Source organism: Klebsiella sp. NPDC088457 (genome assembly GCF_044900465.1).
Lineage (GTDB): Bacteria > Pseudomonadota > Gammaproteobacteria > Enterobacterales > Enterobacteriaceae > Klebsiella.
Genome location: NZ_JBJDNH010000029.1, coordinates 42,182 through 57,724, shown reverse-complemented (window position 1 = coordinate 57,724; position 15,543 = coordinate 42,182). Strand labels below are relative to the sequence as shown.

General features: G+C 60.0%; 10 protein-coding genes. All 10 read left to right on the top strand.

The features are described from left to right. Positions 1-143 precede the first annotated feature (143 nt). The 10 genes from lgt to recD all read left to right on the top strand — a co-directional run bounded on the left by lgt (position 144) and on the right by recD (position 15,510). Complete coding sequence (gene lgt, locus ACI2JR_RS18405) at positions 144-1,019, top strand: prolipoprotein diacylglyceryl transferase (RefSeq protein WP_132730518.1); 876 nt, start codon at positions 144-146, stop codon at positions 1,017-1,019. A 6-nt stretch (positions 1,020-1,025) separates the two neighbouring features. Continuing rightward, positions 1,026-1,820 (top strand): thymidylate synthase, encoded by a 795-nt coding sequence (gene thyA / locus ACI2JR_RS18400; RefSeq protein WP_132730517.1) that lies wholly within the window; start codon positions 1,026-1,028, stop codon positions 1,818-1,820. A 186-nt stretch (positions 1,821-2,006) separates the two neighbouring features. Beyond that, entirely contained in the window at positions 2,007-2,474 is a 468-nt protein-coding gene (locus ACI2JR_RS18395; RefSeq protein WP_462479160.1) for a prepilin peptidase-dependent protein, read from the top strand. After that, positions 2,465-3,028 (top strand): prepilin peptidase-dependent protein, encoded by a 564-nt coding sequence (locus ACI2JR_RS18390; protein WP_462479159.1) that lies wholly within the window; start codon positions 2,465-2,467, stop codon positions 3,026-3,028. The genes ACI2JR_RS18395 and ACI2JR_RS18390 overlap by 10 nt, the downstream gene beginning before the upstream one ends. Beyond that, positions 3,025-3,432, top strand: coding sequence for a DUF2509 family protein (locus ACI2JR_RS18385; RefSeq protein WP_462479158.1), 408 nt, complete (start codon positions 3,025-3,027; stop codon positions 3,430-3,432). The genes ACI2JR_RS18390 and ACI2JR_RS18385 overlap by 4 nt, the downstream gene beginning before the upstream one ends. Further along, positions 3,417-3,740, top strand: coding sequence for a prepilin-type N-terminal cleavage/methylation domain-containing protein (locus tag ACI2JR_RS18380; RefSeq protein WP_132730513.1), 324 nt, complete (start codon positions 3,417-3,419; stop codon positions 3,738-3,740). Before ACI2JR_RS18385 ends, ACI2JR_RS18380 begins: the two co-directional genes overlap by 16 nt. Positions 3,741-3,752: 12 nt before the next feature. Next, complete coding sequence (recC, locus tag ACI2JR_RS18375; protein ID WP_462479157.1) at positions 3,753-7,124, top strand: exodeoxyribonuclease V subunit gamma; 3,372 nt, start codon at positions 3,753-3,755, stop codon at positions 7,122-7,124. Positions 7,125-7,247: 123 nt separating this feature from the next. Continuing rightward, positions 7,248-10,133 carry a pitrilysin gene (gene ptrA / locus ACI2JR_RS18370; protein ID WP_462479156.1) on the top strand — a complete coding sequence of 962 codons (2,886 nt, stop codon included), beginning with the start codon at positions 7,248-7,250 and terminating at the stop codon, positions 10,131-10,133. After that, positions 10,130-13,675: an exodeoxyribonuclease V subunit beta gene (gene recB / locus ACI2JR_RS18365; protein WP_132730510.1), complete on the top strand. Its 3,546-nt coding sequence runs from the start codon at positions 10,130-10,132 to the stop codon at positions 13,673-13,675. The genes ptrA and recB overlap by 4 nt, the downstream gene beginning before the upstream one ends. Next, positions 13,672-15,510, top strand: coding sequence for an exodeoxyribonuclease V subunit alpha (gene recD, locus ACI2JR_RS18360; protein ID WP_462479155.1), 1,839 nt, complete (start codon positions 13,672-13,674; stop codon positions 15,508-15,510). The genes recB and recD overlap by 4 nt, the downstream gene beginning before the upstream one ends. The last annotated feature ends 33 nt before the right edge of the window (positions 15,511-15,543 follow it).

Genomic DNA, 15,543 nt, shown 5'->3' with positions numbered 1-15,543 from the left:
ATATACATATCTTTTACAACAACGGCGCGGCCAGTGAATTAACCTTATGCTATTATTCGCCCCCTTGGAGCCCCCGTATTGGTCGGGCGTGTACGATCACCGCTGTCCACTTTCGGCGGAATAACAAGTCTTTATGGTGACAGATGAATAGTGGCTACCTGCATTTTCCGGATTTTGATCCGGTGATATTTTCCGTTGGGCCGATCGCCCTCCACTGGTACGGCATGATGTATCTGGTCGGCTTTGTTTTTGCGATGTGGCTAGCCACCCGTCGGGCCAACCGTCCGGGCAGCGGCTGGAGCAAAAACGAAGTTGAAAACCTGCTGTACGCCGGCTTCCTTGGCGTTTTCCTCGGTGGCCGTATCGGCTACGTTCTGTTCTATAACCTGCCGGTCTTCCTGCAGGATCCGCTGTATCTGTTCCGCGTCTGGGATGGCGGCATGTCGTTCCACGGCGGCCTGATCGGCGTCATTCTCGTCATGGTTATTTTTGCCAGACGGACCAAACGCACCTTCTTCCAGGTGGCTGATTTCATCGCGCCGCTGATTCCGTTTGGCCTGGGCGCAGGCCGTCTGGGGAACTTTATCAATGGCGAGCTGTGGGGGCGTGTCGATCCGAGCTTCCATTATTCGATGATTTTCCCAGGTTCGCGTGCGGAAGATCTGGCGCTGCTGCCGTCTCATCCGGAATGGCAATCGCTGTTTGATACCTACGGCGCGCTGCCGCGTCACGCTTCGCAGCTGTACGAGCTGGCGCTGGAAGGGGTCGTGCTGTTCCTGATTCTGAACCTGTTTATTCGCAAACCGCGCCCGACCGGCTCGGTCTCGGGTTTGTTCCTGATCGGCTACGGCCTGTTCCGCATTATCGTGGAATTCTTCCGCCAGCCAGACCAGCAGTTCACCGGCGAATGGGTACAGTACATCAGCATGGGGCAGATTCTTTCGATCCCGATGGTGCTTGCAGGTATCATTATGATGGTCTGGGCGTACCGTCGTCGTCCGCAGCAACAAACTTCTTGAGGAACCATGAAACAGTATCTTGATTTGATGCAGAAAGTGCTCGCCGAGGGCACGCAAAAAAATGACCGCACCGGTACCGGCACCCTCTCCATCTTCGGCCATCAGATGCGTTTTAACCTGCAGGAAGGCTTCCCGCTGGTGACGACCAAGCGCTGTCATTTACGCTCCATCATCCATGAACTGCTGTGGTTCCTGCAGGGTGACACCAATATCGCCTATCTGCACGAAAACAACGTCACGATCTGGGACGAGTGGGCGGATGAAAATGGCGATCTGGGGCCGGTTTACGGCAAACAGTGGCGTTCCTGGCCCGCGCCGGACGGCCGCCATATCGACCAGATTAGCACCGTGATGGAACAGCTGAAAAACGACCCGGACTCGCGGCGGATCATCGTTTCGGCGTGGAACGTCGGCGAGCTGGATAAAATGGCGCTGGCGCCGTGCCACGCGTTCTTCCAGTTCTACGTGGCGGACGGAAAGCTCTCCTGCCAGCTGTATCAGCGCTCCTGCGACGTGTTCCTCGGTCTGCCGTTTAACATCGCCAGCTATGCGCTGCTGGTGCATATGGTGGCGCAGCAGTGCGACCTGGAAGTGGGGGATTTTGTCTGGACCGGCGGGGATACTCATCTGTACAGCAACCACCTTGAGCAGACGGATCTTCAGCTGAGCCGCGAACCGCGTCCGCTGCCGAAGCTGGTCATCAAACGCCAACCGGCGTCGATTTTCGACTACCGTTTTGAAGACTTCGACATCGAAGGCTATGACCCGCATCCGGGGATTAAAGCGCCCGTCGCGATTTAATCTGCGCAGAGAAACAGACGATAGCGAATAAAAACCGGGGCCCCTGGCGCCGGTTTTTTTTGTGTCTGAAGCCGCGCTTCCTGATTTTCTGCAACCCTCTGCATATTCTGCTCCCGCCTGCGCCGCGCTACGCGAATCTGCGTTTTGCCGGTCGTGCCCGCTGCATTCTTTCCCCATACTCGCCGTATGAACAGACAACGTGGCTACACCCTGATTGAAACCCTGATAACGCTGACGCTGGTGCTTATTCTCAGCGCTGGGGGGCTGTACGGCTGGCAGAGCTGGCAGCAGCAACAGCGGTTGTGGCAAACCGCCAGCCAGGTGCGCGACTATCTGGTATTGCTGCGCGATGACGCCAACTGGCATAACCGCAACCGGCTGGTGAGCGTGGTCCAGGCCGCTGACGGCTGGTGCCTGAGCGCCTCTGACCCGGTGGCAGATTGCCGCGCAGCCACGCCTTATACCCTGCGCCCGCGCTGGCCAGACATTACCGTCAGCCACATCACGCCGGGGCTGGGGTTTTATGGCCTGCGCAATAGCGCCTGGGCCGGGCACATCCGGCTGCAAAGCGCGGGCGGCGGCTGGAATATCATCGTCTCTAACTGGGGGCGAATTCGCCTGTGTCACAATGAGGAGACCGCGTCGTGCCTGTAATCTGCCGGGGTTTTTCGCTGCCAGAAACGCTGATCGCCATGGCCATCAGTACGATTTTGCTGATGGGGACGTCGCGCTTTCTTCCTGCCCTGCAACGGCTGGTGTTGCGACAGACGCAGCAGCAGTCGCTGGACAACGAGCTGTGGCAGCGTCTGTATACGGTGGCTAAACATCTGCAGCGCGCCGGCTATTGTCATGGCAGCTGCGAGGGGCAACCGCTGCAGATCGCCAGCGGCGGCGACTGCGTCATCGTGCGGTGGGATGGCGACAGCAACGGGGTCTGGGAGGCTGCCCCGGAGGCCACTTCCGATGCGACAGGGTTTCGTTTGCTAAACGGCGCGCTGGAGACGCGGCGCGGGGTGACCAGCTGCAGCGGAGGCGGATGGGAGAAAATGACCAATCCTGTGGCGATTGCGGTCACCCATTTTCAGGTTATCCGCCGGGATATCGCCGGTTTTGCCCCGGAGTTCACCGTGCTGCTGGCAGCCCGCTCGCAGGCGGATCCGACGATTTCGGTCCAGGCGGAATACCGCGTGACGGGATATAATCTGTGAGCCGTCAGCGAGGATTTTCCTCATTGCTGATGGTGCTTCTGCTGCTGGCGCTGGGCAGCATATTGCTCCAGGGGTTAAATCAGCAACAGCGTTCGCTGCTGGCGCAAACCGCCAGCGAAACTCAGGCGATCCGTCTTACGGCAGAAGTCCACTCCGCGCTCCAGTGGGGAAAAGAGCAGGAGTGGCCGATACATGCTGAGATCGCCTGCCGGCCGGCCGGTACTGACGGCGGGCGCGTCTGCCTGCGTATTTTCACCGATGCCTCCGTCCTGTTGATAGCCGGCAGCGGCGGCCTGTTACTCTGGCAATCTGGCCGGGTTACAGAGGGCGTCGTCCGTTTTTCCCCTCACGGCTGGAGCGATTTTTGCCCGCTCGCGGAGGCGCGCTTATGTCAGATGCCCTGATCTGCCGAAAAGGCTTTAGTCTGCCGGAAACGCTGCTGGCGATGGTGCTGCTGGTTATGGTGGTGACCGCGCTGGGCGGCTATCAGCGCGGGCTGGCGAGCGGCTTCATTCAGTTAAACCACTACCGCCAGCTGTGGCGTGATGCCTGGCGCTTTACTCAGCTTCATCCGCCGGGTATCCCGGAAGGCGGGCAGGTTACCCGCTTGCAGACATCGACAGCAAGATGTGTCAGCATCACGGTAACGATCATCATACCTGTGGAAAAACGGGTGCAGATGACCCGGCTGCATTGCCCGGTCAGTCAGTAGTCAGGAGCGAATATGTTAAGGGTCTACCACTCAAACCGTCTGGATGTTCTTGAAGCGTTGATGGAGTTTATCGTCGAGCGCCAGCGGCTGGACGACCCTTTCAACGCGGAAATGGTGCTGGTGCAAAGCACCGGGATGGCGCAATGGTTACAGATGACCCTGGCTAAGCGCTTTGGCATTGCCGCCAATATTGAGTTCCCGTTACCGGCGAGTTTTATCTGGGACATGTTTGTCCGCGTGCTGTCGGATATTCCCGATGAAAGCGCCTTCAGCAAACAGAGTATGAGCTGGAAACTGATGACCCTGCTGCCGCAGCGCCTGGAGGACGATGCTTTCACTCTGCTGCGCCACTATCTGAGCGACGATAGCGATAAGCGTAAGCTCTTCCAGCTCGCCGCCCGGGTTGCCGACCTCTATGACCAGTATCTGGTCTATCGTCCGGAATGGTTGATGCGTTGGGAGGCCGATGAGCGAGTTGACGGCCTGGGCGACGCCCAGCAGTGGCAGGCGCCGCTATGGAAAGCGCTGGTCGAACATACCGCCGAGCTGGGGCAGCCGCTTTGGCATCGCGCCAATTTATACCAGCGCTTTATCAACACGCTGGAAGCGGCGGATGCGCCGCCGGCTGGGCTACCGTCGCGGGTCTTTATTTGCGGCATTTCGGCGTTGCCGCCGGTCTACCTGCAGGCGCTGCAGGCGCTTGGCAAACACGTGGATGTCTACGTGCTCTTCACCAACCCCTGTCGCTACTACTGGGGCGACATTAAAGATCCCGCCTTCCTGGCGAAGCTGATGTCGCGCCAGCGCCGTCACCACCGCGAATCACGAGAATTACCGCTGTTTCGCGATACGCAGCAGGCGCCGGGCTTATTTAACGACGCCGGGGAGCAGGATGTCGGCAACCCGCTGCTGGCCTCGTGGGGCAAGCTGGGGCGGGACTACATCTATCTGCTGGCCGGGCTGGAGCGTTATGAAGAGCTGGATGCGTTTGTCGATATTACGCCGGATAACCTGCTGCATAACTTACAGGCGGATATTCTCGATCTGCGTAACGCGGCGGTAGCCGGACGCAGCGCGGAGGAGTTTGCCGGCAGCCACAGCAAGCGACCGCTGGCGCTGGACGATCGCAGCCTGACGATTCACGTGTGTCATAGCCCGCAGCGGGAAGTCGAGGTACTGCACGATCGGCTGCTGGCGATGCTGGAAGAGAATCCTGAACTGACCCCGCGCGATATCATCGTGATGGTGGCGGATATCGACAGCTACAGTCCGTATATTCAGGCGGTATTTGGCAGCGCCAGCGGTGAACGCTGGCTGCCGTGGGCTATTTCCGACCGCCGCGCCCGCGAGTCGCACCCGGCGCTGCAGGCGTTTATTACGCTGCTTTCCCTGCCCGACAGCCGTTTTGCCAGCGAAGATGTGCTGGCGCTGCTGGATGTCCCGGTACTCGCGGCGCGCTTTAATATTGACGAAGAGGGGCTGCGCTACCTGCGTCAGTGGGTCAATGAGTCCGGCGTCCGCTGGGGTATAGATGACGATAACGTGCGTGAGCTGGACCTGCCCACCACCGGTCAGCATACCTGGCGCTTTGGCCTGACGCGGATGCTGCTGGGCTACGCGATGGACAGTAGCCAGGGCGAGTGGCGGTCGGTTCTGCCGTACGATGAGTCCAGCGGGCTGATTGCCGAGCTGGTGGGGAATCTGGCCTCGTTGCTGATGCAGCTCAACCTGTGGCGGCGCGGGCTGGCGCAGGAGCGCCCGCTGGCGGAGTGGCTGCCGGTTTGCCGCGATCTGCTGAATGACTTCTTCCTCCCCGACAGCGAAACGGAAGCGGCGCTGGCGCTGATTGAACAGCAGTGGCAGGCGGCCATTGGCGAAGGCGTCCTGGCGCAATATGACCAGCATGTCCCGCTTTCCCTGCTTCGTGATGAGCTGGCGCAGCGGCTGGACCAGCAGCGTATCAGCCAGCGTTTCCTCGCCGGGCCGGTCAACATCTGTACCCTGATGCCGATGCGCTCTATTCCGTTCAAAGTGGTATGTCTGCTGGGGATGAACGACGGCGTATATCCGCGAACGCTGGCGCCGCTGGGCTTCGATTTAATGAGCCAGAAGCCGCAACGCGGCGACCGCAGCCGCCGTGATGACGACCGTTATCTGTTCCTGGAAGCGTTGATGTCCGCTGAACAGAAACTCTATATCAGCTATATCGGGCGCTCGATTCAGGACAACAGCGAACGCTATCCTTCGGTGCTGGTGCAGGAGCTGGCGGATTATATCGGTCAGAGCCACTGCCTGGTCGGAGATGAGGCGCAGGATTGCGATACCAGCGAGCGGCGGGTGAAAGCGCATATCACCCATCTGCATACGCGCATGCCCTTCGATGCGGCGAACTTCCGCGCCGATGAACAGCAAAGCTATGCCCGGGAATGGCTGGCGGCAGCCAGTCAGCAAGGGGAGGCGCAGAGTGACTTTATCCAGCCGTTGCCGGCGCTGGCTATCGAAACCCTGCCCTTTGAGCAGCTACTGCGCTTCTGGCAGCACCCGGTGCGCGCCTTCTTCCAGCAGCGCCTGCGGGTCAACTTCCGCTCTGAAGAGAGTGAAATTCCAGATGACGAACCGTTTGCGCTGGAAGGGCTGAGCCGCTATCACCTCAACCAACAGCTGCTGAATACGCTGATTGAACAGCAGGACGCGTCGATAATGTATCGCCGTTTCCGGGCGGCGGGAGAGCTGCCCTACGGCGCCTTCGGCGAGCTGGCCTGGGAGACGCAGCGTCTGGAAATGCAGAATCTCGCGGAGCGGGTCATTGCCAGCCGCCAGCCTGCGCAAAGCATGGAAATCGATCTGCAATGTAACGGGGTCAACATAAGCGGATGGCTACAGCAGGTACAATCTGACGGCCTGTTACGCTGGCGGCCTTCGCTACTGAGCGTGGCGCAAGGGATGCAACTTTGGCTGGAACACCTTGTCTACTGTGCTGGCGGCGGAACCGGTGAAAGCCGTCTGCTGGTGCGTAAAGAGGGAGAGTGGCGCTTCCCGCCGCTGGCGCAGGAGCAGGCGAAGGCGTACCTTGATGAGCTGGTAGAGGGTTACCTGCAAGGCATGTCCAGGCCGCTGCTGTTGCTGCCTGAAAGCGGCGGCGCATGGCTAAAAGTCTGTTATGACGCTGAAAAGGATGTCATGTTAATGGACGAAGAGACGCAGCAAAAAGCGCGCAGCAAATTTCTGCAGACGTATGAAGGCAATATGGTGGTCAGCGGCGAAGGTACGGATGTCTGGTATCAACGCCTGTGGCGCACCCTTGAGCCGGCCTACTATGACGAAATCATTGCGCAAACGCAGCGTTATTTGTTGCCGGTATTTCGTTTCCATCAGTCCGAATAAATTTGTAATAGTATAAAAATTGCGCAGGTAAGGGGGTTCAATTATCATGCGCAACGAATCACGGACTGATATGCATAACGCTGACGCTGTCAGCGCAAAGTTTGTTAATGATGAGGTTCGTGAATGCCCCGCAGTGTATGGTTCAAGGTTATTTTAGTACTGGCAGCCCTCTGGGCACCGTTAAGTCAGGCCGATAGCGGATGGCAACCGATTCAGGAAACCATCCGCAAAAGCGAAAAAGATCCCCGACAGTATCAGGCGATTCGCCTGGATAATGGCATGGTGGTCCTGCTGGTTTCCGATCCGCAGGCGGTGAAATCACTGTCTGCGCTGGTGGTGCCCGTGGGGTCGCTGCAGGATCCTGTCGAACATCAGGGGCTGGCTCACTTTCTGGAGCACATGACGCTGATGGGCTCGAAAAACTATCCGCAGCCTGACAACCTCGCCGAATTCCTCAAAATGCACGGCGGCAGCCATAATGCCAGCACGGCCCCTTATCGCACCGCCTTCTATCTTGAAGTCGAAAACGATGCTCTCGACGGGGCGGTGGATCGGCTGGCGGATGCGATCGCGGCGCCGCTGCTGGATAAAAAATATGCTGACCGCGAGCGCAACGCGGTCAATGCCGAGCTGACCATGGCGCGTACCCGGGACGGGATGCGCATGGCGCAGGTGAGCGCCGAAACCATTAACCCGGCGCACCCGGCCGCGCATTTTTCCGGTGGTAACCTGGAAACCCTCGGCGACAAGCCCGGTAAACCGGTGCTCGACGCCCTGCATACTTTCCGCGACAGCTGGTACTCCGCGAATCTGATGAAAGCGGTGATTTACAGCAACAAACCGCTGCCGGAGCTGGCGAGCATTGCCGCCAGAACCTATGGCCGGGTAGAGAACCACAATATCAGCAAACCGGAAATTACCGTTCCGGTGGTGACCGATGCGCAAAAAGGCATCATCATTCACTACGTCCCGGCGATGCCGCGTAAAGTGCTGCGCGTTGAATTCCGTATTGATAACAATAGCGACCAGTTCCGTAGTAAAACCGACGAGCTGGTGACCTATATGATCGGTAACCGCAGTCCAGGAACGTTATCGGACTGGCTGCAGCAGCAAGGGCTGGTGGAAGGCATCCGCGCCGATTCCGACCCGGTGGTCAACGGTAACAGCGGGGTGCTGGCTATTTCCGCCACCCTGACCGATAAAGGCCTGGCGCATCGTGATGAAGTCGCGGCCGCGATCTTCAGCTATCTCAATGTGTTGCGCACTCAGGGTATCGACAAACGCTATTTCGATGAGCTGTCCCACGTTCTGGAGCTCGATTTTCGCTATCCATCGATAAACCGCGATATGGATTATGTGGAATGGCTGGCGGACACCATGATTCGCGTACCGGTGGAGCATGCGCTGGATGTGGTGAATATTGCTGACCGTTACGATCCGCAGGCGATTAAGGACCGGCTGGCGATGATGACGCCACAAAATGCGCGCGTGTGGTATATCAGCCCGCAGGAGCCGCATAACAAGAGCGCCTACTTCGTCAACGCGCCGTACCAGGTGGATAAAATCAGCACGCAGACCTTTGCCGACTGGCAGCAGAAGGCGAACGCTATCGACCTTAAACTGCCGGTGCTGAACCCCTACATACCTGACGATTTTACGCTGATCAAAAGCGATAAGGCCTACCCGCATCCGCAGCTGATCGTCGATGAGCCGACCCTGCGGGTGGTGTATGCGCCGAGCCAGTACTTCGCCAGCGAGCCGAAAGCCGATATCTCTCTGGTACTGCGTAATCCGCAGGCGATGGACAGCGCGCGCAGCCAGGTAATGTTTGCACTGAACGATTATCTGGCGGGCATCGCTCTTGACCAGCTCAGCAACCAAGCGGCGGTGGGCGGCATCTCCTTCTCAACCGGCGCCAATAACGGGCTGATGATGAATGCCAATGGCTACACCCAGCGGCTGCCGCAGCTGTTTACCGCGCTGCTGGACGGCTACTTTAGCTATACGCCAGACGAAGAACAGCTGGAACAGGCTAAATCCTGGTATGCCCAGATGATGGACTCGGCGGATAAAGGCAAAGCCTACGATCAGGCGATTATGCCGGTACAGATGCTGTCGCAGGTGCCCTATTTCCAGCGGGAAGAGCGCCGGGCGCTGCTGCCGTCGATAACCCTGAAAGAGGTGCTGGCATACCGCGATAACCTGAAAGCGAAAGGGCGCCCGGAACTGCTGGTGATTGGCAACCTCAGCGCCGACCGGTCGATCGCGATGGCGCGCCAGATCCAACAGCAGCTGGGTGCCGACGGCGACGAGTGGTGTCGCAATAAAGATGTGCTGGTTGACAGCAAGCAAGTGGCGATTTTTGAAAAAGCCGGCAACAGTACCGATTCGGCGCTGGCCGCCGTCTTTGCGCCGCCGAACGTGGATGAATACAGCAGCACCGCCGCCAGCTCTCTGCTGGGGCAAATCGTTCAGCCGTGGTTCTATAATCAGCTGCGTACCGAAGAGCAGCTGGGCTATGCGGTCTTTGCCTTCCCGATGAACGTCGGTCGCCAGTGGGGATTGGGCTTTCTGTTGCAAAGCAGCGATAAACAGCCGGCTTTCCTCTGGCAGCGCTTCCAGGCATTCTTCCCGACGGCGGAAGCCAAGCTGCGGGCCATGAGTCCGCAAGAGTTTGCGCAAATTCAGCAGGCGGTGATAAGTCAGATGACCCAGGCGCCGCAAACCCTGGGCGGCGAAGCGTCGCAGCTGAGCAAAGATTTCGATCGCGGTAATATGCGTTTCGATTCACGTGATAAAGTAGTGGCTCAGATTAAACTGCTGACGCCGCAAAAACTTGCCGACTTCTTCCATCAGACGGTGGTGGATCCGCAAGGCATGGCGATATTGTCCCAGGTCTCCGGCAGCCAGAACGGCAAGACGGATTACGTCCATCCGCAGGGTGGTAAAGTCTGGGAAAACGTCAGCGCATTGCAGAAATCCTTACCCCTGATGCGAGAGAACGAATGACCGAAACCGCCGAGTCTCTGGATCCCCTGCGCTTGCCCCTGACGGGAGAGCGCCTGATAGAAGCCTCTGCGGGCACCGGAAAAACCTTTACCATCGCCGCGCTCTACCTGCGGCTGCTGCTGGGGCTTGGCGGTGAATCCGCCTTTCCTCGCGCGGTCAGCGTGGAAGAGCTGCTGGTGGTGACCTTCACCGAGGCGGCCACCGAAGAACTGCGTGGCCGTATTCGCAGCAATATCCACGAACTGCGCATTGCCTGCCTGCGTGACAGCGCGGCCGACCCCCTCTATGCCGCGCTGCTGGCAGAAATCCCCGATAAAAACCAGGCGGCGCAAACGCTGCTGCTGGCGGAACGGCAGATGGACGAAGCGGCAGTGTTCACCATCCACGGCTTCTGTCAGCGGATGCTCAGCCTGAACGCCTTTGAGTCCGGTATGCTGTTTGAGCAGCAGCTGATCGAGGATGAATCCCGGCTGCGCTATCAGGCCTGCGCTGACTTCTGGCGTCGGCATTGCTATCCGCTGCCGCGTGAGATCGCGGCCGTCATCCATGAGGCATGGAAAGGTCCCCGCGACTTGTTGAAATCTCTCGATCGCTGGTTGCAGGGTGAGGCCCCGCAGCTTAAATCTCCGCCAGCGCCAGAAGAGACGCTGGCCGAACGCCATCAGCAAATTATCGAGCGCATTAACGCCGTTAAAATGCAGTGGCGGGAGCAGGTTGGCGAGATTGACAGCGTGCTGGAGAATTCCGCTCTTGACCGGCGCAAGTTCAATCGCGGCAATCAGGGGAAATGGATCGAGAAGATCAGCGCCTGGGCGCAGGAAGAGACGCTCGGCTACCAGCTTCCTGAGGCGCTGGAAAAATTCTCTCAGGCCTTCTTGTATGAACGCACCAAAACGGGCGGCGAGCCGCCGGTGCATCCGCTGTTCAGCGCGATCGAGCAGCTGCTGGCGTCACCGCTGACGCTGACGGATCTGGTTATCGCCCGAGCGATGGTGGAAATTCGCGAAGCGGTCGCCCGGGAGAAGCGTCGTCGGGGTGAACTGGGCTTTGATGACATGCTTAGTCGGCTTGATGACGCCCTGCGCGGCGACAGCGGCGAAGCGTTGGCCAGCGCCATTCGTCAGCGTTTCCCGGTGGCGATGATTGATGAATTCCAGGATACCGACCCGCAGCAGTATCGCATTTTCCGTCGCATCTGGCGGCGGCAGCCGGAAACGGCGCTGCTGCTGATTGGCGACCCCAAGCAGGCCATCTATGCCTTTCGCGGCGCAGATATTTTTACCTATATGAAAGCGCGCGGCGACGTCACCGCCCACTATACGCTCGACACCAACTGGCGTTCTGCTCCTGGCATGGTGGAAAGCGTCAACCGCCTGTTCAGCCTGAGCGATAATCCGTTCATGTTCCGTGAGATCCCTTTTTTGCCGGTCAAATCGGCGGGGAAAAACCGCGGGCTGCGATTTACCGTCGATAACGACGCGGTGCCGGCGATGAACGTCTGGCTGATGCCCGGCGAAGCCGTTGGGGCGGGGGATTATCAGGCCTGGATGGCGCAGCTGTGCGCGACGCAAATTCGCGACTGGTTAAGCGCCGGCCAGCGGGGGAGCGCGCTGCTGTGGCGCGGCGAAAATGCCCGTCCGGTGCAGGCCTCTGATATCACGGTACTGGTGCGTAATCGCCAGGAAGCCTCGCTGATCCGCGATGCGCTACGGGCGCTTGCCATCCCGTCGGTGTACCTTTCCAATCGCGATAGCGTTTTTGAAACGCCGGAAGCGCAGGAGCTGCTGTGGGTGCTGCAGGCGGTGCTGGCCCCGGAACGCGAGAATACGCTGCGCAGCGCGCTGGCGACGGCGATATTCGGCCTCAATGCGTGGGATATTGAGTGTCTCAATCAGGACGAGCGGGCGTGGGACGCGCTGGTGGAGGAGTTCAGCGAATACCGGCAAATCTGGCGCCAGCGCGGCGTGATGCCGATGCTGCGCTCGCTGATGAGCGCCCGTCATATCGCGGAAAACCTGCTGGCGACGGCGGGAGGCGAACGCCGGTTAACCGACATCCTGCATATCAGCGAACTGTTACAGGAGGCGGCCAGCCAGCTGGAAAGCGAACATGCGCTGGTGCGCTGGCTGACGCAGCGCATCGCCGAACCGGACAGTAACGCTTCCAGCCAGCAGATGCGTCTGGAGAGCGATAAGCATCTGGTGCAAATCGTGACCGTGCATAAATCAAAAGGGCTGGAATACCCGCTGGTATGGCTGCCGTTTATTGCCCGTTTCCGTAAACAGGATCAGGCGTTTTATCACGATCGCGACTCTTTTGCCGCGGTCCTCGACCTCGGTCAGGAAGAGGGGAGTCTGGAGCTGGCGGAGGCGGAGCGTCTGGCCGAAGATTTACGTCTGCTGTACGTTGCGCTGACCCGTGCGGTCTGGCACTGCAGCCTCGGCGTTGCTCCCCTGAGCACCCGGCGCAGCGATAAGCCCGGGGCCAGCGATTTTCATCACAGCGCGCTGGGGCGGCTGCTGCAGGGCGGCGAAGCGCTGGATGCCGCCGGGCTGAGGGCGCGTTTGCAGGACTTCTGCTGCGACGATATCGCCCTGCAAACGCCCGCTGCGCCAGACGACACGCCATGGCAGGCGCCGCAGGAGGCCCTGCCGCCGCTGTCCGCGCGCAGGCTGACCCGCCCGGTGACCGATGACTGGCGGGTCACCAGCTATTCCGGGTTGCAGCAGCATGGCCACAGTTCGGCGCAGGAGTTGTTGCCGCGTCTTGACGTCGATGCCACAGGCGTCGGCGAGGTTGCCGAAGAGCCGCAGCTGACGCCGCATCAGTTTCCGCGCGGCGCATCGCCGGGGACATTTCTGCATAGCCTGTTTGAGGATCTCGATTTTACCCAGCCGGTACCCGCCGACTGGATGGCAGAAAAGCTGCGGTCAGCGGGCTTCGATGAGCAGTGGACGCCGGTGCTGACGCAGTGGCTGGACGGCGTATTACGCACCCCGTTGCCGGGGGCGAGTATCGCGCTGAATCAGCTTACCGCCGGCGATAAACAGGTTGAAATGGCCTTCTATCTGCCGATTGAACAACCGCTGGAGCCGCAGCGCCTGGATGCGTTGATTCGCCGCTACGATCCGCTTTCCGTCGATTGCCCCCCCCTGGATTTTCGTCAGGTCCGCGGCATGCTGAAAGGCTTTATCGACCTCGTGTTTCGCCATAACGACCGTTATTACCTGCTGGATTACAAATCGAACTGGCTGGGAGCGGACCGCGAGGCCTATACCCGGCAGGCGATGGACCAGGCCATGCGTACTCATCGTTATGATTTGCAGTATCAGCTCTACAGCCTGGCGCTGCATCGCTATCTGCGCCACCGTATTGCTGCCTATGATTACGAACGTCATTTCGGCGGCGTGATCTATCTTTTTTTACGCGGTATGGACGGGCAGGACGGAGGCCAGGGCATCTTTACCACCCGCCCGGCGCGGGCGCTGATTGACGGCATGGACGCGCTGTTTGCCGGAGACGTTCAGGAGGTCATGGCATGACGATGGATGAACTGTTGCTTGAAGCGGCAAATCAACGGTTGTTACGCCCGCTGGACGTGCAGTTTGCGCTGATGGTGGCGCAGGAAGCGCACCCGGCGGTAAAACTGGCGGCGGCGGTGCTCAGTCGGGATGCGGGCGAGGGTCACGTCTGTCTGCCGATTTCACGACTGCGCGCAGACGACCTGCTGAGCGGAAAAGCCAGCGATCTGCGTGAGCAGCTGCTGGCGCAGGCCGGTACGCCCGATGACTGGTCGGCGCTTCTACTCTCCTCGGCGGCGGTCAGCTGCGGCGATCGCCCGACGCCGATTATCCTCTGCGGCGAGCGGCTCTATCTTAACCGCATGTGGCGTAATGAGCTGACCGTCGCTCGCTTCTTTAACGAGGCGAATCAGGTGGTGGAGGTTGACGAGGCCCAGCTGGCCGCCACCCTGGACGCTCTGTTTCCCGCCAGTGCCGAGATCGACTGGCAAAAGGTCGCCGCCGCGGTGGCGCTGACCCGCCGTATCTCGGTCATTTCCGGCGGCCCCGGTACCGGGAAAACCACCACCGTCGCCAGGCTGCTGGCGGCGCTGATTCAGACCACCTGCCAGCCCCGCTGTCGTATCCGCCTGGCGGCGCCAACCGGGAAAGCCGCCGCGCGATTGACCGAGTCGCTGGGCGAGGCGCTGCGCCGCCTGCCGCTCACCGATGAGCAAAAAGCGTTGCTGCCTACCGAAGCCAGTACGCTGCATCGGCTGCTGGGGGCGCAGCCCGGCAGCCAGCGTATGCGTTATCATGCCGGCAACCCGTTACATCTGGACGTGCTGGTCGTCGATGAGGCCTCGATGATCGACCTGCCGATGATGGCGCGGCTGATTGACGCATTGCCGGAGCACGGGCGGGTGATTTTCCTTGGCGACCGCGACCAGTTGGCCTCCGTGGAAGCCGGGGCGGTGCTCGGCGATATTTGCGCCTGGGTGAACGCCGGCTATACCGCCGGGCGCGCGGCGCAGCTGAGCCGCTTGACCGGCCATTCGCTACCGGCGGGTGAAGGCGATATTGCCGGCGCGCTGCGCGACAGCCTGTGTCTGCTGCAAAAAAGCTACCGTTTTGGCAGCCATTCCGGCATTGGCCATCTGGCTCGCGCGGTGAACGGCGGCGATCGCCACGGCGTCCGGGCGACCCTACGTCAGCCGTTTGACGATATCGTTCTTCATGCGCTGAGCACCACGGAAGAATATGCCGCGATGCTCGACCAGGCGCAGGCGGGGTATGGCCGCTATCTGCAGCTGCTGCGCGAACGGGCCGAGCCGGAGGCGTTAATCGCCGCTTTCGGTGAATTCCAGCTGCTGTGCGCCCTGCGTGACGGCCCGTACGGCGTCAGCGGGCTCAATGAACAGCTGGAACAGATGCTCAACCGTAAACGAGTGATTACCCTGCCGCGACATGCGCGCTGGTATGAAGGTCGTCCGGTGATGATTTCACGCAACGATAGCGCACTGGGTCTGTTTAATGGCGATATCGGGATTGCGCTGGACCGCGGGGAAGGGCTTCGCGTCTGGTTCCCGATGGCGGATGGCAGCATTAAATCGGTGCAGCCGAGTCGCCTGCCGGATCACGATACCGCGTGGGCAATGACGGTGCATAAATCGCAGGGGTCGGAGTTCGACCATGCGGCATTGATTCTGCCGGCAAAGAGCGTTCCGCTGGTGACCCGCGAGCTGGTCTACACCGCGATTACGCGGGCGAAGCAGCAGCTGTCGATTTACGCCGATGAGCAGGTGCTGAGCCAGGCGATTGTCGCCCGCACCGAGCGGCGCAGCGGGCTGGCGGAGATCTTCGCCAGCCGCGAATAATCGCAATCTTCAGCTGTTATCGAAAGTCCCCGC

Coding starts and splice junctions, on each gene's coding strand:
- ptrA (WP_462479156.1), top strand. CDS start 7,248: ATGCCCCGCAGTGTATGGTTCAAGGTTATTTTAGTACTGGCAGCCCTC.
- recD (WP_462479155.1), top strand. CDS start 13,672: ATGACGATGGATGAACTGTTGCTTGAAGCGGCAAATCAACGGTTGTTA.
- lgt (WP_132730518.1), top strand. CDS start 144: ATGAATAGTGGCTACCTGCATTTTCCGGATTTTGATCCGGTGATATTT.
- recB (WP_132730510.1), top strand. CDS start 10,130: ATGACCGAAACCGCCGAGTCTCTGGATCCCCTGCGCTTGCCCCTGACG.
- thyA (WP_132730517.1), top strand. CDS start 1,026: ATGAAACAGTATCTTGATTTGATGCAGAAAGTGCTCGCCGAGGGCACG.
- recC (WP_462479157.1), top strand. CDS start 3,753: ATGTTAAGGGTCTACCACTCAAACCGTCTGGATGTTCTTGAAGCGTTG.
- ACI2JR_RS18395 (WP_462479160.1), top strand. CDS start 2,007: ATGAACAGACAACGTGGCTACACCCTGATTGAAACCCTGATAACGCTG.
- ACI2JR_RS18380 (WP_132730513.1), top strand. CDS start 3,417: ATGTCAGATGCCCTGATCTGCCGAAAAGGCTTTAGTCTGCCGGAAACG.